The sequence below is a fragment of the Pseudoduganella rhizocola genome (assembly GCF_045984285.3).
Lineage (GTDB): Bacteria > Pseudomonadota > Gammaproteobacteria > Burkholderiales > Burkholderiaceae_D > Rugamonas.
Genome location: NZ_JBJQIK030000002.1, coordinates 476622 through 496423, shown reverse-complemented (window position 1 = coordinate 496423; position 19802 = coordinate 476622). Strand labels below are relative to the sequence as shown.

The 19802-nt window shown below is 64.1% G+C and carries 17 protein-coding genes; 12 read left to right on the top strand and 5 right to left on the bottom strand.

Annotated elements, in window-relative coordinates:
• The first annotated feature begins 93 nt into the window (after positions 1–93).
• Both ACJRPG_RS05980 and ACJRPG_RS05975 read left to right on the top strand, forming a co-directional pair.
• Complete coding sequence (locus tag ACJRPG_RS05980) at positions 94–993, top strand: L,D-transpeptidase family protein (protein ID WP_407999127.1); 900 nt, start codon at positions 94–96, stop codon at positions 991–993.
• Positions 994–1016: 23 nt separating this feature from the next.
• Positions 1017–1700, top strand: a complete 684-nt coding sequence (locus ACJRPG_RS05975; RefSeq protein ID WP_407999126.1) for a M23 family metallopeptidase — start codon at positions 1017–1019, stop codon at positions 1698–1700.
• On the opposite strand, the gene mepK is transcribed toward ACJRPG_RS05975, so the two are convergent.
• Positions 1701–2237, bottom strand: coding sequence for a peptidoglycan L,D-endopeptidase MepK (gene mepK / locus ACJRPG_RS05970; protein WP_407999125.1), 537 nt, complete (start codon positions 2235–2237; stop codon positions 1701–1703).
• A 99-nt stretch (positions 2238–2336) separates the two neighbouring features.
• Here mepK and ACJRPG_RS05965 point away from each other — a divergent pair, with 99 nt between their 5' ends.
• From ACJRPG_RS05965 to ACJRPG_RS05950, 4 genes are all read left to right on the top strand, one after another.
• Positions 2337–2768, top strand: a complete 432-nt coding sequence (locus tag ACJRPG_RS05965; protein ID WP_407999124.1) for a MarR family winged helix-turn-helix transcriptional regulator — start codon at positions 2337–2339, stop codon at positions 2766–2768.
• Positions 2765–4027 (top strand): MFS transporter, encoded by a 1263-nt coding sequence (locus ACJRPG_RS05960; RefSeq protein ID WP_407999123.1) that lies wholly within the window; start codon positions 2765–2767, stop codon positions 4025–4027. The genes ACJRPG_RS05965 and ACJRPG_RS05960 overlap by 4 nt, the downstream gene beginning before the upstream one ends.
• A gap of 35 nt (positions 4028–4062) precedes the next feature.
• Positions 4063–4992 carry a LysR family transcriptional regulator gene (locus ACJRPG_RS05955; RefSeq protein ID WP_407999122.1) on the top strand — a complete coding sequence of 310 codons (930 nt, stop codon included), beginning with the start codon at positions 4063–4065 and terminating at the stop codon, positions 4990–4992.
• An 82-nt stretch (positions 4993–5074) separates the two neighbouring features.
• Positions 5075–6358, top strand: coding sequence for a Glu/Leu/Phe/Val family dehydrogenase (locus ACJRPG_RS05950; RefSeq protein WP_407999121.1), 1284 nt, complete (start codon positions 5075–5077; stop codon positions 6356–6358).
• Here the strand turns inward: ACJRPG_RS05950 and ACJRPG_RS05945 are convergent.
• The gene (locus ACJRPG_RS05945) at positions 6355–7971 is read right to left on the bottom strand and encodes a methyl-accepting chemotaxis protein (protein ID WP_407999120.1); all 1617 of its coding nucleotides are present in this window, start codon (positions 7969–7971) and stop codon (positions 6355–6357) included. The two genes, ACJRPG_RS05950 and ACJRPG_RS05945, sit on opposite strands and share 4 nt — an antisense overlap.
• 227 nt (positions 7972–8198) lie before the next feature.
• On the opposite strand from ACJRPG_RS05945, the gene ACJRPG_RS05940 reads away from it, so the two are divergent.
• The gene (locus ACJRPG_RS05940; protein ID WP_407999119.1) at positions 8199–10241 is read left to right on the top strand and encodes a S9 family peptidase; all 2043 of its coding nucleotides are present in this window, start codon (positions 8199–8201) and stop codon (positions 10239–10241) included.
• A gap of 32 nt (positions 10242–10273) precedes the next feature.
• On the opposite strand, the gene senA is transcribed toward ACJRPG_RS05940, so the two are convergent.
• Complete coding sequence (senA, locus tag ACJRPG_RS05935; protein ID WP_407999118.1) at positions 10274–11479, bottom strand: selenoneine synthase SenA; 1206 nt, start codon at positions 11477–11479, stop codon at positions 10274–10276.
• 36 nt (positions 11480–11515) lie between these two features.
• Between senA and senB the strand changes: the two genes are divergently transcribed.
• From senB to leuA, 4 genes are all read left to right on the top strand, one after another.
• Positions 11516–12517, top strand: a complete 1002-nt coding sequence (senB, locus tag ACJRPG_RS05930) for a selenoneine biosynthesis selenosugar synthase SenB (RefSeq protein WP_407999117.1) — start codon at positions 11516–11518, stop codon at positions 12515–12517.
• A complete protein-coding gene (gene selD, locus ACJRPG_RS05925; protein ID WP_407999116.1) occupies positions 12514–13563 on the top strand; it encodes a selenide, water dikinase SelD in 1050 nt (349 codons plus the stop codon). Before senB ends, selD begins: the two co-directional genes overlap by 4 nt.
• 12 nt (positions 13564–13575) lie before the next feature.
• Positions 13576–14442 carry a hypothetical protein gene (locus ACJRPG_RS05920; RefSeq protein ID WP_407999115.1) on the top strand — a complete coding sequence of 289 codons (867 nt, stop codon included), beginning with the start codon at positions 13576–13578 and terminating at the stop codon, positions 14440–14442.
• 425 nt (positions 14443–14867) lie between these two features.
• Positions 14868–16565, top strand: coding sequence for a 2-isopropylmalate synthase (gene leuA / locus ACJRPG_RS05915; RefSeq protein ID WP_407999114.1), 1698 nt, complete (start codon positions 14868–14870; stop codon positions 16563–16565).
• Here the strand turns inward: leuA and egtB are convergent, their stop codons facing one another.
• Positions 16566–17816, bottom strand: coding sequence for an ergothioneine biosynthesis protein EgtB (egtB, locus tag ACJRPG_RS05910; RefSeq protein WP_407999113.1), 1251 nt, complete (start codon positions 17814–17816; stop codon positions 16566–16568).
• Between the two features lie 4 nt (positions 17817–17820).
• On the bottom strand, positions 17821–18822 hold the full coding sequence (egtD, locus tag ACJRPG_RS05905) for an L-histidine N(alpha)-methyltransferase (protein ID WP_407999112.1): 1002 nt from the start codon (positions 18820–18822) through the stop codon (positions 17821–17823).
• 113 nt (positions 18823–18935) lie between these two features.
• Here egtD and ACJRPG_RS05900 point away from each other — a divergent pair, with 113 nt between their 5' ends.
• Positions 18936–19802 carry a putative selenate ABC transporter substrate-binding protein gene (locus ACJRPG_RS05900; protein WP_407999111.1) on the top strand — a complete coding sequence of 289 codons (867 nt, stop codon included), beginning with the start codon at positions 18936–18938 and terminating at the stop codon, positions 19800–19802.

Genomic DNA, 19802 nt, shown 5'->3' with positions numbered 1-19802 from the left:
GGCCGCCGGTGCGATCCGGCGGCCTTTTTTCATTGCGCGCACGAAGTGCGCTAGCGTACAGAGCGGCCCGGCAGTGCGCGTCACACTGGGCTGATGAAAAAACTATTCCTTACCATGCTGGCTGCCAGCGCCCTGGCGCAGGCGCAAACCGGCGATATCGCACCTGACCTGCGCGCCCAGATCCTGCTGGAACGCGCCCATTTCTCGGCCGGACAGATCGACGGCAAATACGGCAGCAATATGCAGCAGGCCATCAGCGGCTTCCAGAAAGCGCGCGGCCTGCCTGTCACCGGCAAGATGGACAAGCCCACCTGGGATGCGCTGGACGACGGCCAGCAGCCGCTTGCGCAATATACGATCACGGACGCCGACGTTGCCGGCCCCTTCGCAAAAGTTCCCGAATCCATGGCCGACAAGGCAAAACTCGGCGCCCTGAACTTCGCCAGCATCGACGAAGCGCTGGGCGAGCGCTTCCGCTCAAGCCCTGCCCTGCTGAAGCAGCTCAATCCGGGCAAGGACTTCTCGGTGGCCGGTGAACAGATCACGGTGCCGAACGTGGCAAGCATTGCGCCGCTGCCGCCTGCTGCCAAACTGCTGGTGGACCGTTCGGAGCGCGTGCTGGTGCTGCTTGACGCGGCAGGCCGCGCCATCGCGCAGTTCCCGTCCAGCACCGGCAGCGAGCATGATCCGCTGCCGGTCGGCGAATGGAAGATCAATGGCGTAGGCCGCAACCCCCATTTCAACTACAACCCCAAGCTGTTCTGGGATGCCGATCCGGGTGAAGGCAAGGCGCGGATTCCGCCCGGCCCGAACAACCCGGTCGGCGTGGTATGGATAGACCTGTCGATCGACCACTACGGCATTCATGGAACGCCGGAACCGGGCAGCATCGGCAAAACCGAATCGCACGGCTGCATCCGGCTGACGAACTGGCATGCCATGGAGGTGGCAGGCCAGGTGAAGCCCGGGTTCCCCGTGCTCCTGCAGGAGTGAGTCGATAACAAAAGGAGGCTGCGATGAAATGGCTCGTGACTTTGCTGCTCGGCGTTGCAATCGGCGTTGTGGCGGCTGTGCTTTACCTTGGCAGGTCGGTGCCGGTAGCGGCGCTGCAGACGGCGCCTGCCACCGCAACACCTGCCGCCGCACCGGTTGCGGCAGCAACGGCGCCGGCGGAACCGCCGGTATCCGTGCCCGCGCCTGCGGCCACGCCGGTACCGGTGCCTGCCGCCGCCACCAGCGTGCCCACCAACCTGCAGGTCGCCACCGAACCGCTGCTGCTGCCGGTGGCGGGTGTGAGCGCAAAGGAGTTGACCGACACTTTCAACCAAGCCCGCGGCACGGAGCGCAAGCATGAAGCGCTGGATATCCTCGCGCCCAAGGGCACGCCGGTGTTCGCGGTTGCTGACGGCAAGATCGTGAAGCTCTTCACCAGCAAGCCGGGCGGCCTCACGGTGTATCAGTACGATGTGCTGGAAAAGTATTCCTACTACTACGCCCACCTGGACCGCTACGCGCCGAACCTGAAGGAAGGCCAGGATATCCGCCGCGGAGAGATGATCGGCTATGTGGGCACCAGCGGCAACGCGGATCCGGCCACGCCGCACCTGCACTTCGCCATCTTTGAACTGGATGCAAAAAAGAACTGGTGGGAAGGCACGCCGGTCAACCCCTACCCGCTGCTGACGGCGCAGGTGCAGTAATTACCAGTGCCGCACGCGCCCCGTGTCCATGTGCACGAACTTCGAATCGGGGTAGTAGCCCACGCCGCCGCGCTTCTGGGCCAGGGCGGCCTTGCGCAGGTCGTTCAGGTCATAGCCCGGAATGCGCACATCGATCGCCTTTCCTTCCAGGTGCATGCTGTGCTTCGCCACGCCGCCGCTGGCTTCAGCCAGTTTGCGGTTGGTTTCCGGCGAGCGGTAGCCCGAGATCACGTGGATCACATTATTGCTGCCGAACTGGGTGCTCACCTTGTTCAGCAACACGATCAGTTCAGGGTCGATGGGCGCCACCGTATTGCTGCGGTGGTCGCGCAGCAGGCGGTTGATGTCCTGCAGCGCATCGGGGATGAACTCGCCCTCGGCCCAGAACATGGTCCGCAAGGTTTCGCCGGTGTGGGTGTTGTAGAAGCGCAGGCTGCGCTCATGCGGAGCGGCCACGGCGGCCCGCGCCAGGGCTGGCATGCTCAATGCGGAAGCCAGCGCCACCGAACTTTTGAGGAAAGATCTGCGTTGGTTCATGCCTCAATGATACCCCTGCAAAAAAATCCCGGTTTTTATGGCGCGCGGCAAGAAACCGCGATATACTTGCGCAATCAAGTATATCTCATGGAGTTTGCAATGATTACCCCGGATGAGGGCCAGGCCCTCGATTTCTGCCTGCGCCTGGCGCGCGCCCACGCCGCCGTCGTGCGCCGCCTCGACGCGGCCCTGGGCGGCCATTTCGGCCTCAGTTTCGGCGACTTCATGCTGCTGAACCACCTCGCCAATGCGCCCGGCGGCCGCCTGCGCCGCGTGGATCTGGCCGACAGGCAGGGCCTGACCGCGTCCGGCGTTACCCGTTCCCTGCTGCCGCTGGAGAAGATCGGCGTGGTCGCGCGCCGCTCGGACGAACGCGATGCGCGCGTCAGCTATGCCCTGCTCACGCCCGCCGGCCACGACATGCTGGATAACGCCCTGCCCGTCGCACGTGAAATCTGCAAGGAGCTGCTGCGCAATGCAAAGCAGGAAGAGCTGGCGGCGCTGAGCACCGTGCTGGGGAACCTGGCATGAATGCGCCGGCCGATCCGCGCGCGGCCGTACGCGCCAACGCCAACTTCCGCTGGCTGGCGGCGGGTGGCCTGCTGTCCATGCTGGGCGACCAGTTCACGCTGATCGCGCTGCCCTGGCTGGTGCTCAAGCTCACCGGCGACCCGCTGGCGCTGGGCCTCGTGATCGCGCTCATGAGCGTTCCGCGCGCGGTCTTCATCCTGATCGGCGGCGCGCTGGTGGACCGCTATTCGCCGAAGAGTGTGCTGATGCAGACGAAGTTCATCAACGCCGCGCTGATGGCCGTGCTGGCGGCGCTGACGTTTGCAGGACAGGCCACGCTGCCCCTGGTCTACCTGCTGGCCTTAGGCATCGGCCTGGCGCAGGCCTTCTCGATTCCGTCGGCCACCTCGATGTCGCCGCGCGCGCTGCCGCCGCAGTTGCTGCAGGCCGCGAACGGCATGATGCTGGGCATGCGGCAATTGACGATGCTGGCCGGTCCGCTGCTGGCGGCGCTGATGATCGCCCTGGCAGGCGGCGGCGGCAGCGTGCAGGACATGCGCGCTCTTGGCCTGGCCTTCGCCATCGACTGCGCCACCTTCCTGCTGTCCGCCTGGACGCTGGCCAACGTAACACTGCTGCCGGCGCCGCAGCGGGAACCGGAAAAGCAGTTGCTGCGCGCGGTCGCATCCGGCATCGCCGCGGTCTGGCGCGACGCCTCTCTGCGCCTGTGCTTCATCTACTGGGGCATGGTGTCCTTCTTCATCGGCGGCGCGATCCAGGTTGCATTGCCGGTGCTGGCCAAGGACACGCTGCACAGCGCCGCCGCTTTCGGCGTGTTGGTGGGCGCGCATGGCGCGGGCACGCTGCTGGGCATGGCAGCATCGGCTGTGGGCAAGCGGCTGGCGGCACTGCTGCCTTTCGGCGCGATGCTGCTGCTGGGCGATGCGCTGGCCGGGCTCCTGCTGATGCCTTTGGGCGCCATCTCCTCGACGGCACAGGGCATCGCCCTGCTGCTGGCGGTGGGCGTGGTGGGCGGCTTCATGCAGATTGCCGTGTTCACCTGGATCCAGCGCCGCGTGGCGCCGCAGATGATAGGCCGCGCCATGAGCCTCTTCATGTTCATCTTCATGGGCCTTGCGCCGCTGTCGGCGGCCGCCACCGGCTGGCTGCTGCAGCATGTCACGCTGGCGCAGCTGTTTGCCGTGGCCGGCGGCGGACTGGCGCTGTTTGCGCTGCTGGCCTGGCTGTTCACGCCGATGCGCACTATCCAGGCAAGTTAGAATGGCGCCTTCTCGACTGCGCGGACGCACGAAGCATGGAAACCAAATGGCTGGAAGACTTCATCTCCCTTTGCGAAACCAATAACTTCAGCCGCTCCGCGCAGTTGCGGCACGTGACCCAGCCGGCCTTCTCGCGCCGCATCCAGTCGCTGGAAAACTGGCTGGGCACCGACCTGGTGGACCGCACCTCCTACCCTACCCGCATCACGCCTGCGGGGCTGGTGTTCTACGAGCAGGCGCTGGAGATGCTGGGCCAGATCAACGGCGTGCGCGAACTGCTGCGCAACAAGCGTGCCGCCGCCCAGACCAGCATCGACCTCGCCGTGCCGCACACGCTGTCGCTGACCTTCGTGCCGAAGTGGCTGACGGCACTGGAAGCGGAATTCGCGCCGATCAACAGCCGCCTGATGGCGCTGAACGTGCACGACGCCGTGCTGCAGCTGGTGGAAGGCGGCTGCGACCTGCTGCTGTGCTACCACCATCCGCGCCAGCCGGTGCAGCTCGACCCGGGCCGCTACGACATGCTGGTGATGGGCCGCGAAGCGCTGCGCGCCTACGCCCGTTGCAACAGATCGCGCGAGCCCGAATTCGAACTGCCGGGCCGCAAGAACGCCCCGCTGCCCTTCCTCTCCTATACCCACAGCGCCTACCTGGCGCGCATGGTGGACCTGATCCTGCACGACGCGAAACCGGCGCTGCACCTGGAAACGCATTACGAAACCGATATGGCCGAAGGCCTGAAGATGATGGCGCTGGAAGGCCGCGGCATCGCCTTCCTGCCCGAATCGGCCGTCACGCGCGAAGTGAAATCGAAGCTGCTGGCGCGCGCCGACAAGGGCAACGACCAGTGGACCATCGAGATGGAAATCCGCCTGTACCGCGAGCGCCCGTCGCCGCAGCGGCCTGGCAAGCCCATCGTGGCAAAACTCTGGGATTTCCTCGTTATGCAAAATTTGCATAGTTAGATGCACCAACAGCATTGGCCGCGCCAGCGGCTGCGGGCATATGATTCGCGCCATCCAAACACCGCGAATCAGGAGTCATATCATGACCAGCCACGCACTGCCTTCCTACCTCAACGCCGACGATCTCGGACCATGGGGCCAATACCTGCAGCAGATCGACCGCGTCACCCCTCACCTCGGCAGCCTGTCGCGCTGGGTGGAAACGCTGAAGCGCCCGAAGCGCATCCTCACCGTTGACGTGCCTATCGAGCGCGACGATGGCAGCATCGCTCACTTCGAGGGCTACCGCGTGCAGCACAATATGTCGCGCGGTCCAGGCAAAGGCGGTGTGCGCTTCCACCAGGACGTAACGCTGTCCGAAGTGATGGCGCTGTCGGCATGGATGACGGTGAAGAATGCGGCCGTGAACGTGCCGTACGGCGGCGCCAAAGGCGGCATCCGTGTCGATCCCAAGACCCTGTCGCGCGGCGAACTGCAGCGCCTGACCCGCCGCTACACCAGCGAAATCAGCCTGATCATCGGCCCGACCAAGGACATTCCTGCGCCGGACGTCAACACCAACGAACAGGTGATGGCATGGATGATGGACTCCTACGCCATGATCGAAGGTAATCTCTCCACTGGCGTCGTCACCGGCAAGCCGGTCTCGCTGGGCGGCTCGCTGGGCCGCCGCGAAGCGACCGGCCGCGGCGTGTTCGTGGTGGGCCGCGAGGCGGCTGCCAAACGCGGCGTGGCCATCGAAGGCGCACGCATCGCAGTGCAGGGCTTCGGCAATGTGGGCGGCGTGGCCGCAACCATGTTCGCGGAAGCGGGCTCCAAGGTCATCGCCGTGCAGGACCACACCGGCACCGTGGTCAACCAGGGCGGCCTGAATGTGGCGCTGCTGCACAAACACGTGGCCGAAGCAGGCGGCGTGGCCGGCTTCCCGGGCGCGGAACAGACGCTGGACCGCGACGCCTTCTGGGGCATCGAGTCCGACATCCTGATTCCGGCCGCGCTGGAACAGCAGATCACGGCAGCCAACGCGCCGAAGATCCGCACCAAGATCATCCTGGAAGGCGCCAACGGCCCGACCACGCCGGAAGCGGACGACATCCTGAACGACAAGGACATCCTGATCGTGCCGGACGTGCTGGCCAATGCCGGCGGCGTAACCGTGTCCTACTTCGAGTGGGTGCAGGACTTCTCCAGCTTCTTCTGGAGCGAGGACGAAATCAACGCCCGCCTGACCCGCATCATGCAGGACGCCTTCAACGCGGTATGGGAAGTGTCGCAGGACAAGAAGGTTTCGCTGCGCACCGCCACCTTCATCCTCGCCTGCACCCGCGTGCTGCAGGCGCGCGAAGTGCGGGGCCTCTACCCTTAAACGCTTGCCGCAATGCGCAGCGCGGAAGTAGCGGAGCCGGCCGGCAGCCGCTTCATGCCCTGCGCGGGCGCCAGCCTGAAAATGCCCACCATGCCGGCCAGCGCTGCAGCCTGATCCTGCAGCGCCTGCGCCGCCGCCGCGGCTTCTTCCACCAGCCCGGTGTTCTGCCGGGTCAGTTCATCCATCTCCGCAATCTCCGTATTCACCTGGCCGATCCGCGCGCTCTGCTCCCGGCTGGCCGACGAGATCTCGCCCATGATGGCCGTCACCTGGCGCACGCTGTCCACCACCTTCGTCATGGTACCGCCCGCCTCTTCCACCAGCGCCGAGCCGCTACGCACCTTGTCCACCGAATCGTCGATCAACGATTTGATCTCCCGCGCCGCCGCGGCCGAGCGCTGCGCAAGGTTGCGCACTTCGCTCGCCACCACCGCGAATCCACGTCCCTGTTCGCCGGCGCGCGCCGCTTCCACTGCGGCGTTCAGGGCCAGAATATTGGTCTGGAAGGCGAGGCCGTCGATGACGCTGATGATGTCCACGATCTTGCGCGATGATTCGCGGATCGAATCCATGGTCACCACCACCCGCTCCACCACACGACCGCCCTCCTCGGACACCTCGGAAGCCGACAGCGCCAGTGCATTGGCCTGGTCCGCATTGCCAGCATTCTGCTTGACCGTATTGGTAAGCTCCTCCATGGCGGCCGCGATACGGCTCAGCGCATCGGCCTGGTGTTCGGTCCGCACGGACAGCTCACGGTTGCCGGCCGCGATCTCCGCCGTTTCGGCTGCCATCGTGTCGCTGCGGCTGCGCACCTGCCCGACGATGGAGGCCAGCCGGTCACGCATCGCCTTGATGTCGAACAGCAGGCTGCTGTCGTCGCCATCGCGCACGTCGATCGCAAGCGCCAGCTCTCCCTGCGCGATGCGGCCGGCGATGCGGGCCGCATAGGCGGGCTCGCCGCCAAGCTGCCGCAGCAGGTGGCGCGTGATGAGCCAGGCAATGACAATGCACACCAGCAGTGTGAATGCGGCTTCGGCAATGATGCTCTTCACCGCGGCGCGGTACTCCCCTTCAGCGGCGTGATTGGCAAGCGCCAGTTCCTGTTCTGCAGCGCGCACGGTCACTTCGATATCGGCAACGATGCGGCGCCGCAGGGGACTGCATTCGTTGACCAGAAAACGGCCATACTCTTCCAGCTTGCCGTCATTGCGGAAAGCGCGCGGGCGCTTCAGTTCCTCGGCCATGGCAAGCAGCCCGCTGCGCACTTTTTCGAATTGGGCGTCGCCGGCAAAGGCCGGCGCCATCTTGTCCAGTGCCGCCAGGTAGGCCGCTTTCTGCTGGTCCAGGATATCGAGCTCACGCTGCGCATCGGCTTCCGCGGTGAAGATGTAGGCATTGCGCGCCGCCAGCCCGGTTTGCGCCAGCGCTTCACGGGCAGCATACAGCGGCGCCAGCTTGGCCTCCTCCACGCGGTTCTGGGCCTGCATCGCATCCTCGATGGCAGCCAGCCGCGACAGGGAAAAAGTCGCAAGCACCAGCATCAGCACCACCAGCGTACCGAACCCGAGGGTCAGCCTGGCGCCAATGCCGAGCTTCCGAAAATAGTCCATATTTGCTCCTTAATTGAGATAAACCACTTTTGTCCTGGACAAATTATGCACTATTACAATGAAAGTTGCTTGGAGTCACTCCGTCAATCGTGCCCCCCCCTGCGGGCTGCCGGCCGCGCCCTGCGCGGCGTGCCGAGGAACTGCCGTTCTGATCACGAGCGCAAGCTGGTATCATGCGCGCCGGGCCGGCGCGTCCGGCCGTCCAATTCATACACCGGAGATACCGAATGACTCTACGACTTCTGGTCCTTGGCGCCCTTGCGGCCGCAAGCACCGCGATGGCTGCCCCACGAGGGCTCACCGTCGAAGACCTCGCGAGCATGGACCGCGTGGGCAGCCCTGCCCTGTCGCCCGATGCAAGCCGCGTGATCTACACCGTGCGCAGCACCAATATGGAAAAGAACCGCGGCAATACGCAGCTGTGGATGCTGGACCTGCGCAATCCGAAAGCGGCGCCCGTGCAGCTGACCCAGGCCGATGCCTCCAGCACCGATCCCGAATGGTCGGCCAACGGCGACGCGGTGTACTTCCTGTCGTCACGCTCCGGTTCCTCGCAGCTGTGGCGCCTGTCGATGCACGGCGGCGAAGCGGTGCGCATCACCGATACGCCGGTCGATGTCGAAAGCTTCCACGTCTCGCCGAAGGGCGACCGCGTGGCGCTCACCTTCTCCGTCTTCCGCGACTGCCCGGACCTGGCCTGCACCAAAAAACGCGCCGAGAACAAGGGCAAGGCCACCGGCCGCGTCTACACCGAAATGTTCGTGCGCCACTGGGATACCTGGGCCGACGGCCGCCGCAATGTGCTGTACAGCGCGCCGATCGACGCTGCGGGCCGCATCAGTGCGGCGCCGGTCAGCCTGAGCGGCGCCATCGACGGCGACGTGCCGTCCAAGCCATTCGGCGACCGTGGCGAATACACTTTCAGCCCGGACGGCAAGAGCATCGTGTTCTCGGTGCGTGCCGCAGGCAAGTCCGAATCCTGGTCCACCAACTTCGACCTGTACCAGGTGCCGGCCGAAGGCGGCGCCGCGCCGCGCAACCTGACCGCCGACAATCCCGCCTGGGACACCAAGCCACAGTTCTCGCCGGATGGCAAAACGCTGGCCTACCTGGCGATGAAGCGTCCCGGCTTCGAAGCCGACCGCTTCCACCTGAAGCTGATCGACCTCGCCACCGGCAAGAAACGCGTGGTGGCAGAACAGTGGGACCGTTCGATTGCCGATATGCGCTGGCGTCCGGACGGCAAAGCCATGCTGGCGACGGCTGACGATATCGGCCAGCACCGCCTGTTCTCCATCGACACCGCAAACGGCAAGGTCACGCCGCTGACGGACAAGGGCTACGTGGCCGACTTCGACGCGAAGCGCGACACCATCGTGATGGCGCAAGCCAGCCTGTCTTCCGGCGCGCAGCTGTTCAAGCTGTCCGGTTCGAAGCAGGAGCAGCTGACGCAGTTGAACGCCGAGCGCCTGAAAGATGTGCGCATGGGCGAATTCGAGCAGTTCTCCTTCAAGGGCGCGAACGGTGAAACCGTCTACGGCCACGTGATGAAGCCATGGAACGCCGAACCGGGCAAGAAATATCCGGTGGCCTTCCTCGTGCACGGCGGCCCGCAAGGCAGCTTCGGCAACTCCTGGAGCTACCGCTGGAATCCGCAGGTGTATGCGGGCGCCGGCTACGCCACCGTGTTCATCGACTTCCACGGCTCGACCGGCTACGGCCAGGCCTTCACGGATTCGATCAGCGGCGACTGGGGCGGCAAGCCGCTGGAAGACCTGCAGAAGGGCCTGGAAGCCGCTGCGCAGAAGTATTCCTGGCTGGACCGCGAGCGCAGCTGCGCACTGGGCGCCTCATACGGCGGCTTCATGATGAACTGGATCGCCGGTAACTGGAGCGATGGCTTCAAGTGCATCGTCAACCACGACGGCATCTTCGACCAGCGCGGCATGGCCTATGCGACGGAAGAACTGTGGTTCACCGAATGGGAAAACGGCGGCACCTATTACGACAAGCCGGAAGCCTACGAGAAGCACAACCCCGTGCACCACGTGGCGAAGTGGAAGACGCCGATGCTGGTGGTACAGGGCGACCTGGACTTCCGCGTGCCGACCACCCAGTCGCTCGGCACCTTCGCAGCGCTGCAGCGCCGCGGCATCGAAAGCAAGCTGCTGGTGTTCCCGGATGAGAACCACTGGGTACTGAAGCCCGCCAACTCGATCCTGTGGCACCACACCGTGATCGGCTGGCTGGACGACCACCTGAAAAAGTAAAAAATCAAAGCGCAACTCCGGTTGCGCTTTTTTTATCCGTTCCAGGCGCAGGTACGGAAGCCGCAGAAGATGTCGTCGCGCTCCGGCATGTAGAAATTGCGGAATTTGGCGGAACCAAAGCGCGACGGCGTGGCGAACGAAGCGCCGCGCAGCACCTGGTGCGTGCTGAACCAAGGCTGGGAATACTCGCGGTAGCGGTCCGGCGTGAAGCCCGGATAGGGCTCGAACGGCGACGCCGTCCACTCCCACAGCTGCCCCCAGCGGAAAGCTGGATGGCCATGCAGCGCCGCATACTCCCATTCTGATTCAGTCGGCAAACGGCGCCCCGCCCAGGCACAGTAAGCCTGGGCCTCATACAGCGTGATGTGCCGCACCGGTTCATGCGCCGCCAGCGTGCATAGCTGCCCGAAGCGCATGGTGCGCCACTGGCTGCCCTCGCGCTGCCAGTAGCGCGGTGCCGAGCGTTCCTGCCGCATCAGCCAATCCGCGCCGCTCAGGCTCCAGAACTGCCGGTTGTCATAGCCGCCATCGGCGATGAAATCGGCGAACTGCGCGTTCGTCACCAGCGTGGAATCCATACGGAACGGCGGCACGTAGCAGGAATGCGCGAACTTCTCGTTATCGAACATGAAGCCGCCCACGCTGGCCGAGCTGCCCAGCTGTATCGAACCGCCGGGGAAGGCGATCTCCGATGGCGCGCTGAAACTCTGCTCGTCGTGCGTGAGCTGCGGCGGCGCGGCGAGGCCGAGCGTCTGCAGGCTGTAGAGGAATGCCTCGCCGTGCATGTCCTCGTGCGCCAGTGCCAGGCGGTAGGGATACAGCGCTTCGTCCACATTCGCCTCGCGTGTCAGCTTGTCCAGCACGCGGTCCAGCACTTCATGGCAATAGGTTTTCACACCGCCGGTGCTCGGCAGGTCCAGCGTCCAGCGGTTGCGGTGCGGGACCGTGTTGGAATCGAACCAGTCGTCACCCTTGCTCAGCAGCGAATTGCCCTGCGCGTCCGCCGGATGGCTCGACGCGGCCTCGCGCAGCACAAACCATTCGGTGAACCAGGCGGTATGGCCCAGCTCCCACAGCGGCGGATTAACGATGCGCAGCTGCGGCACGCGGACGGGATTATCCAGTCCCGCGTCCACAAAGCATTCGAAGAGACGCAGCGTATAATGCCGCGCATCCTGCAGTGCTTCTGCCAGCTGTTGCGTGCGTGCGGTTCGAAAGGAAACGTTGGTAGTGGCCATGGCACGATTGTAGCCATTTTTAGCGATGACACAGCAGTGAAACGTTCAACAATTTGTATCATCAGTCCGGCGACCGCAGAAGCCAATAACGGCAACTGGCACACTGCCAGCCGCTGGGCGGCTATGCTCGCGCCGCGCTACGACACCGATATCGCAGCCGGCTGGCCCGCAGCGCCGTTCGCGCCCGCCATGGCCGCTGCGCCGGACCTGCTGATCGTCCTGCACGCGCGCCGCTCGGCCGCTGCGCTGGCTGCATTTCGCGCCGGCCACCCCGACCGCCCTGCCATCCTGCTGCTGACCGGAACCGATCTCTATCGCGACATCCGCCACGATGCCAGCGCCCAGCACTCGCTGCAGGCGGCGACCGCGCTCGTGCTGTTGCAGCCCGCGGGGCTGAGCGAGCTGCCGCCACAGCTACGGGCCAAGGCGCACGTCATCTACCAGTCCGCGCCGGCGCTGGCGCCTCTGCCACAAACCGGCAAGCCGGTCATCACCATGGTCGGCCACCTGCGCGACGAGAAGGATCCGCTCACCTTCATGCGCGCGGCGGGAATGGTGGATGCGCAGCTGCTCCACATCGGCGGCGCCCTCGATCCGGCGCTCGCCGCCGCGGCGCAAGCCACGCAAGCCGAACGCGCCAACTACCGCTGGCTGGGCGCCCTGCCCCACGAGGCGGCGCGCGAGCAACTGCGCCGCAGCCATGCCATGGCAATCTGCTCCCGCATGGAAGGCGGCGCCAACGTCATCATCGAGGCGGTAACGAGCGGAGTCCCCGTGCTGGCCAGCGATATTCCGGGCAACCGGGGCATGCTGGGCGAGGACTACGAAGGCTATTTCTCCACCGGCGATGCAGCCGCACTGGCCCGGCTGATCGGCCGCAGCATCGGCGACGCGGCATTCCACCAGCGCCTGCGCGCCCAATGCGCCGCCTGTGCCCACCTCTTCGCCCCTGAAGCCGAGCAGGCAGCCTTGCTCGCTTTGGTGGATAATCTCCTCCTTCGGCGCACTGCGCCACCCGATACCAGCGAAACCACATGAGCACTGAACCGATCAAACTCACCTCCTTCTCCCACGGCGGCGGCTGCGGCTGCAAGATTGCGCCGGGCGTGCTGTCCGAGATCCTGAAGAACACGAACGGCTTCCCGGTGCCGAAAGAGCTGCTGGTGGGGATCGAAACGGCAGACGATGCCGCCGTCTACAAGCTCAATGACGAGCAGGCGCTGATCGCCACCACCGACTTCTTCATGCCCATCGTCGATGATCCCTTCGACTTCGGCCGCATCGCCGCCACCAATGCCATCTCCGACGTGTATGCCATGGGCGGCACGCCGATCATGGCGCTGGCGCTGGTCGGCATGCCGGTCAACAAACTGCCGATCGAAACCATCGGCCAGATCATCAAGGGCGGCGAATCGATCTGCGCGGAAGCGGGCATCCCGATTGCCGGCGGCCATACCATCGATTCCGTGGAACCGATTTACGGCCTGGTGGTGATGGGCCTCGTGCATCCATCGAAAGTGAAGCGCAATGCGGATGCAAAAGCAGGCGATGTGCTCATTCTCGGCAAGCCGCTGGGCGTGGGCGTGCTGTCGGCGGCGCTGAAAAAGGATGTGCTGGGCGCGGAAGGCTACAAGGCCATGATCGAGAACACCACCAAGCTGAATAAGCCGGGCAAGGCGCTCTCCGAACTGCCCGGCGTGCATGCGCTGACCGACGTCACCGGCTTCGGCCTGCTGGGCCACCTGCTGGAACTGGCGCGCGGCGCGAAGCTGACGGCGCGCCTGAACATGTCGCAGATTCCGCTGCTGCCGGGCGTCGAACAGCTGGCGCATGACGGCTTCTTCACCGGCGCCTCCGGCCGCAACTGGGCCGCCTACGGCAGCGATGTGCAGCTCTCACCGAACATCACGCCGGCCCAGCACACCCTGCTGACCGATCCGCAAACCTCGGGCGGCCTGCTGGTGTCCTGCGATCCGTCCGCCGTGGACGAAGTGCTCGCCCTGTTCGCCCGCGAAGGCTTCGCCCACGCCGCCGTCATCGGCGAAATGGCAGCAGGTGCCCCTCGGGTACAAGTCGCCGTGTAAGGACGGGTACGAATGACTACAGCAAAACTGTCCTTTACAATGGTTTATCGGCCACTTTTCATCACCCTGCTGGGAGCGTTTGCCATATCCGCTGACACCCATGCGCAAATGGATGCGGAACGCCTTACGCCAGCAGGATCAGATCTCGCGCCCCAAATCAATTCGGCCACTCGGTTCTCGCAAATTCCATTTGACGAGCATCTTCAGGCACTCCCCGACTTTAAAGGAAACAGCTGCGAACAGCTGCTTATTCCACTGAGGGCCTTGAATGGGGCGAAGGGGGAATACGAAACCAGCGCGGCATACGCGCAACGGCTCGAACAGATAAGGACGGCGAATCTGGCCGGGTCTATCACGGCATCGAGCATCGTTTCATTCGAGGCCACGCGTCATGCCTCCATCTCCTCAGAGTACGACGCGGACGCGAAAGTTCTATCGGTCTACTTCAGCATGAGTCCGAGTTCAGAAATCATGTCCGGCGGGCAGTCCATCGCATCGGCGGTTATTGACCTGCTTGAACGGAATGTGGACTCCTATGTCGCTGAAAACATTTATGGCCGTAAGTCGGACGTGACACGCACCAGAGCCAAAGTTTGCGCCATCGGCTTCAAGAACCTTAAATTCGAGCCAGGCCGTGCAGAAATCCATATGCAGATCGAAGCAGATAAAGCGCCAGCAGCAAGAAAAAATCTTGGTCTCATCTATGTGGGGCAACTATCGGCACCGTATTTGCTCAAATATTCCTATTCTCAGGCGCCAACCGTCAGCCTCCCGGTAGATTTTGAAGCAGTTGGCGACGTCATTATGCTGCAACTGAAAAAGGCCTACCTGTACGACCGGCAGACCGGCGAAATTCATCGAGTCGCCGACTATAAGTAGGCAGCGATGCCTGTAGATGTGGCTGTTGACAGTATTTCACAGCCATGTCCTGCACTTTTCTCTTGACAGTCCGGAACTTCGTCCCGTACATTTGTGTAATGTTCTCGCATCTGCACCTATCCGCTTTCCTGCTAAGCGCCCTATCCAAGGTGGCGCTACTACTAGCACGCGCCTGATTTTCCCGCTGTATCTGTAGCACCCCGCGTCGGCCACAAGCCGGCAAAGTCCCAAAATCCAGGAAAGATTGCACCGATGTTGACGACGGCTTCCCGCCTGTTTGCCCCAACCCTGCGGCTATCGCTATTGCTAGCGACCGGTTGCCTGGTCTAGCGCCCCGTGGCCCATCAGGCAGCCCCTCGCCACACGCAATCCGGCGCCTCGCGCCCACCGATTTCCAAAAATTTTGAAGACTTCAGGAGTCCACCATGATGTTGCAGAACCCGGCCGCCAAATACCGCGCCTACCCGACCGTCCAACTGAATGACCGCACCTGGCCGAACCAGGTGATCAGCAAGCCGCCGATCTGGATGAGCACCGACCTGCGCGACGGCAACCAGGCGCTGATCGAGCCGATGAGCATCGAGAAAAAGCTGCGCTTCTTCGACCTGCTGATCAAGACCGGCCTGAAAGAGATCGAAGTGGGCTTCCCTTCCGCCTCGCAGACCGATTTCGATTTCGTGCGCACGCTGATCGAAGAGAACCGCATTCCGGACGACGTGACCATCATCGTGCTGACCCAGTCGCGCGAAGAGCTGATCCGCCGCACCGTGGAATCCTGCGTCGGTGCGAAGCGCGCCACCATCCACCTGTATAACTCGGTGGCGCCGGTGTTCCGCAAGGTGGTGTTCGGCATGTCGCGCGAAGAGATCACCAATATCGCCACCACCGGCACCAAGCTGGTAAAGGAACTGCTGGCCCGGCATCCTGACACCGACTGGACTTTCGAATACACGCCGGAATCCTTCTCCACCACGGAACTGGACTTCTCCAAACATATCGTGGACGCCGTCTCCGCCATCTGGCAGCCGACGCCGCAGAAGAAAATGATCGTCAACCTGCCCGCCACGGTGGAATGCAGCACGCCGAACGTCTACGCCGACCAGATCGAATGGATGTCGCGCAAGCTGGAACGCCGCGACTCCATCATCATCAGCGTGCACCCGCACAATGACCGCGGCACCGGCATCGCCGCCGCCGAACTGGCCGTGATGGCCGGCGCCGAGCGCGTGGAAGGCTGCCTGTTCGGCAACGGCGAACGCACCGGCAATGTGGACCTGGTGACGCTCGCGCTCAACCTGTACACGCAAGGCGTGCACCCCGGCCTCGATTTCTCCGATATCGACTCGGTGCGCAAGGTGGTGGAAGAGTGCAACCAGCTGCCGGTGCATCCGCGCCATCCTTATGTGGGCGACCTGGTATTCACCGCCTTCTCCGGCTCGCACCAGGACGCCATCAAGAAGGGCTTCGCCAAGCAGCAGCCGGACGCGCCATGGGAGATCCCTTACCTGCCGATCGACCCGGCCGACCTTGGCCGCAGCTACGACGCCGTGATCCGCGTGAACAGCCAGTCCGGCAAGGGCGGCATGGCCTACCTGCTGGAACAGGACTACGGCCTGGTGCTGCCGCGCCGCCTGCAGATTGAATTCAGCCGCGCCGTACAGCGCGTGGCCGACCAGACCGGCCTGGAAATCACGTCGGAAGGCATCTACGAGATCTTCGAGCAGGAATACCTGGCGCAGACTTCGCCGTATGCCTATGGCTCGCACAAGATGGTGGAAGACACCACCAGCGACGAGCCGGTGCAGATCGATATCGCGCTGATGCACCGCCAGTCGCCAATGTCGCTGCAGGGCGGAGGCAACGGCCCGATCGACGCCTTCGTGGACGCGCTGGGCCTGGACATCAAGCTGATGGACTACCACGAACACGCCATCGGCCACGGCGCCAACGCCAAGGCGGCCTGCTACGTGGAACTGCGCCTGGAGAACGGCCCGACCCTGTTCGGTGCGGGCATCGACAGCAATATCGTCACCGCTTCGTTCAAGGCCGTGCTGAGCGCCGTGAACCGCCAGCTGGCGCAGAAGGAAGCGGCGGCGGCGCCGGCAAAACAGGTCGCTGCCTGATCAGGGCTGGCGCGCGAGGCGGATCCCCGTGAACTGCCAGCGCGCCGACGATGGGAAGAAGTTGCGGTAACTGGCCCGCGCGTGGCCGGCCGGCGTAACGCAGGACGAGCCGCGCAGCACATACTGGTTCACCATGAACTTGCCGTTGTATTCCCCGATTGCGCCTGCCGCCGGTTTGAAGCCGGGGTATGGCGCATAGCTGCTGCTGGTCCATTGCCAGCAATGGCAGAACAGCTGCTGCAGCCCGCCCTCTTCCGCCGATACCGGCTCGCCCGGATGCGGCAGCCCTGCGGCCGCTCCCGGTTCGCGCGCTTCGTGGCGTGCGGCCAGTTCCCATTCCGCTTCCGTCGGCAGCCGTGCACCTGCCCAGTTGGCGTAGGCATCCGCTTCAAACAGCGAGATATGCGTAACGGGCCGCTCCAGGTCCAGCGCCTGCTGTCCCATCAGCGTGAACTCTTCCTTGCCGCGCCAGTACAGCGGCGCTTCGATGCCCTGTGCGCGGATCCAGTCCCAGCCCTCGGCCAGCCATAGCGCCGCGTTGCGGTAGCCGCCGTCTTCGATGAAGGCCAGGTATTCGCGGTTCGTCACCAGCCGCGATGCAAGGCTGAATGGCGCCACATACTGCGGGTGTTGCGGCAGCTCGTTGTCGAAACAGAAGCCGCTGCCCGCGTAGCCGATATCGCACATGCCTCCTTCGAACGGCAGCCAGACCAGCGGCGCGGCGGCGGGCGCCGGCGGCAACCCGGCCGCCAGGTACTCCGGCTGCAGCGCATTCTGCGCCAGCAAGTGCTTCACGTCGGTCAGCATCAGCTCCTGGTGCTGCTGTTCGTGTTCGAGCCCCAGCGTGAGCAGCGCAATCAGCTGCGTGCGCGCCGCATCGTCCAGCGCACGGCCGAGCAAGGCGACCATGCGCGCATCCACATTGGCGCGGTAGTCGCGCACCTGCGCCATCGCGGGCCGCGTGAGCAGGCCGCGCTGCGGGCGCGGGTGCTTGTCGCCCACGCCGTTGTAATAGGAATTGAACAGCACGCGGAAGGCCTGGTGGAAGGGCGCGAAGCCCGGCTCCAGCCGTTCCAGGATAAAGGTTTCGAAGAACCATGTGGTGTGCGCCAGGTGCCACTTGATGGGGCTCGCATCCGGCATCGACTGGGCGCCGCAGTCCTCGTCCGAGAGCGGCGCCGCAATCGCCAGCGACTGCTGGCGCACCGACTGGTAGCGCGCTGCCCACAAGCCCGTATCGTGCATATGCATGGGCTTACTCGCTGCAGGCCTTGGCGTGCATGACGGCAAACCAGCCGGCGTCGTCGGTCCACACATCCTGCACGGCGAAGCCGGCATCCTTCAGCAGGCTGGCGAAACTGTCCGCCGTGTATTTGTAGCTGTCTTCGGTATGAATGCGTTCACCGCGCGCGAAATGGCGTTCGCCCTCCTGCCAGCGCACCGTAAGCGCGCGGCGCGCTTCGAGGTGCATCTCGATGCGGCTCTCTTCGGCGTTGAAGAAGGCCACATGGGCCCACTGGCGCACGTCGAAGTCGGCGCCCAGCAGGTGGTTCAGGTGGCGCAGCATGTTCAGGTTGAAGGCCGCCGTGACGCCGATGGCGTCGTCATAGGCCTCATCCAGCACGGTGCTGTCCTTGATGAGGTCCACGCCGATCAGCAGGCCGCCGTCCGCGCCGCAGTTCTCGCGCACCTGGCGCAGGAAGGCGATGGCAGCATGCGGCGCAAAATTGCCGATCGAGGAACCCGGATAGAAGAAGGTGCGGGCGGCACTGCGCACACTGCCCGGCAGCCGGAACTCGCCGGACAGGTCGAGCGCCAGCGGCTCCATCATGATCTGCGGAAAACGCTGGCGCAGGCGGCTCACCGCCTCGTTCAGGAAATCGCGCGAAATATCGATGGGCACATACTGCTTGGGTTCCAGCAGCGGGAACAGGCTGGCCGCCTTGGCGCAATTGCCGGCGCCGAGGTCGATCAGCGTGCCGCGCGTGCCGATGCGCCGCGCCATGTCGGCGCCGTGGCGGGCGAAGATCGCCGCTTCCGTCCTTGTGGGATAATACTCGGGGAGTTCGCAAATGGCTTCGAACAGCTTCGACCCAAGGCTGTCATACAGATACTTGGGCGAAGTGGACGCTTCAGGCGCGAGCAGACCGGCTGTCAGCTCCGCGACGGTGGCCTGGTCGCCATGCGCAATGCCGAGTGGAAGATCGGTTGGCTCTGGCGAAACGACGCGAATCGCCGCGTTGCGGGTCAGTGACATACAGTCTCCAATAGCACTTTTGTTATTATCATAGCTGATTCCCGCATTTCGGGTTTTCGCTCGCCCAGCGGTGCGCATCCCTTAACTTCTCAACAATAAACGTCCAAAAACACATGAAATTTTCCTCTCTGCGCGTCATCAAGTCCCTGATCGCGGCCGGCCTCGTGCTGGCATCCGCCCAATCGTTTGCTCAGCAGGTGCTGCGCGTTTCCGCCATTCCGGACGAAGCGCCGACCGAACTGCAGCGCAAGTTCAAGCCGCTGGGCGAATACCTGGAGAAGAAACTGAACATGAAGGTCGAGTTCACGCCCGTGACCGACTATGCCGCCTCGGTGGAAGGCCTGATCAACAACAAGCTGGACATGGTGTGGTTCGGCGGCTTTACCTTCGTGCAGGCGAAGGAGCGCAGCAAGGGGCAGGTAGTGCCACTGGTACAGCGCGCGGAAGACGAAAAATTCCGCTCGGTCTTCATCACCACCTCCAAATCCATCAACAGTCTGAATGACCTGAAGGGCAAGACCCTGAGCTTCGGTTCCGAGTCCTCCACCTCCGGCCACCTGATGCCGCGTTCCTTCCTGCTGGCCGCCAACATCGATCCGGACAGCGACCTGAAACGCATCGCCTTCTCCGGCGCGCACGACGCCACCGTGGCTGCCGTTTCGGGCGGCAAGGTCGACGCGGGCGCACTGAATATCTCGGTGTGGGAAAAACTGGTGGCCGAGAAAAAGGTCGATCCGAACGTAGTGCGCGTGTTCTACACGACCCCGGGCTACTACGATTACAACTGGACCGTGCGTGCCGACATGCCTGCGGCCCTGAAGAAGAAGATCACCGACGCCTTCCTGGCGCTGGATGCCGGCACGCCTGAAGGCAAGGCCATCCTGGACCTGCAGCGCGCCAGCAAGTTCATTCCAACCAAGGCCGAAAACTACACCGCCATCGAAGCCGCCGCAAAGAACGCGGGCCTGCTGAAGAAGTAA

Excerpts from the sequence above, each read along its gene's own strand:
- ACJRPG_RS05980 (WP_407999127.1), top strand. The coding sequence starts at position 94 with ATGAAAAAACTATTCCTTACCATGCTGGCTGCCAGCGCCCTGGCGCAG.
- ACJRPG_RS05975 (WP_407999126.1), top strand. The coding sequence starts at position 1,017 with ATGAAATGGCTCGTGACTTTGCTGCTCGGCGTTGCAATCGGCGTTGTG.
- mepK (WP_407999125.1), bottom strand. The coding sequence starts at position 2,237 with ATGAACCAACGCAGATCTTTCCTCAAAAGTTCGGTGGCGCTGGCTTCC.
- ACJRPG_RS05965 (WP_407999124.1), top strand. The coding sequence starts at position 2,337 with ATGATTACCCCGGATGAGGGCCAGGCCCTCGATTTCTGCCTGCGCCTG.
- ACJRPG_RS05960 (WP_407999123.1), top strand. The coding sequence starts at position 2,765 with ATGAATGCGCCGGCCGATCCGCGCGCGGCCGTACGCGCCAACGCCAAC.
- ACJRPG_RS05955 (WP_407999122.1), top strand. The coding sequence starts at position 4,063 with ATGGAAACCAAATGGCTGGAAGACTTCATCTCCCTTTGCGAAACCAAT.
- ACJRPG_RS05950 (WP_407999121.1), top strand. The coding sequence starts at position 5,075 with ATGACCAGCCACGCACTGCCTTCCTACCTCAACGCCGACGATCTCGGA.
- ACJRPG_RS05945 (WP_407999120.1), bottom strand. The coding sequence starts at position 7,971 with ATGGACTATTTTCGGAAGCTCGGCATTGGCGCCAGGCTGACCCTCGGG.
- ACJRPG_RS05940 (WP_407999119.1), top strand. The coding sequence starts at position 8,199 with ATGACTCTACGACTTCTGGTCCTTGGCGCCCTTGCGGCCGCAAGCACC.
- senA (WP_407999118.1), bottom strand. The coding sequence starts at position 11,479 with ATGGCCACTACCAACGTTTCCTTTCGAACCGCACGCACGCAACAGCTG.
- selD (WP_407999116.1), top strand. The coding sequence starts at position 12,514 with ATGAGCACTGAACCGATCAAACTCACCTCCTTCTCCCACGGCGGCGGC.
- ACJRPG_RS05920 (WP_407999115.1), top strand. The coding sequence starts at position 13,576 with ATGACTACAGCAAAACTGTCCTTTACAATGGTTTATCGGCCACTTTTC.
- leuA (WP_407999114.1), top strand. The coding sequence starts at position 14,868 with ATGATGTTGCAGAACCCGGCCGCCAAATACCGCGCCTACCCGACCGTC.
- egtB (WP_407999113.1), bottom strand. The coding sequence starts at position 17,816 with ATGCATATGCACGATACGGGCTTGTGGGCAGCGCGCTACCAGTCGGTG.
- egtD (WP_407999112.1), bottom strand. The coding sequence starts at position 18,822 with ATGTCACTGACCCGCAACGCGGCGATTCGCGTCGTTTCGCCAGAGCCA.
- ACJRPG_RS05900 (WP_407999111.1), top strand. The coding sequence starts at position 18,936 with ATGAAATTTTCCTCTCTGCGCGTCATCAAGTCCCTGATCGCGGCCGGC.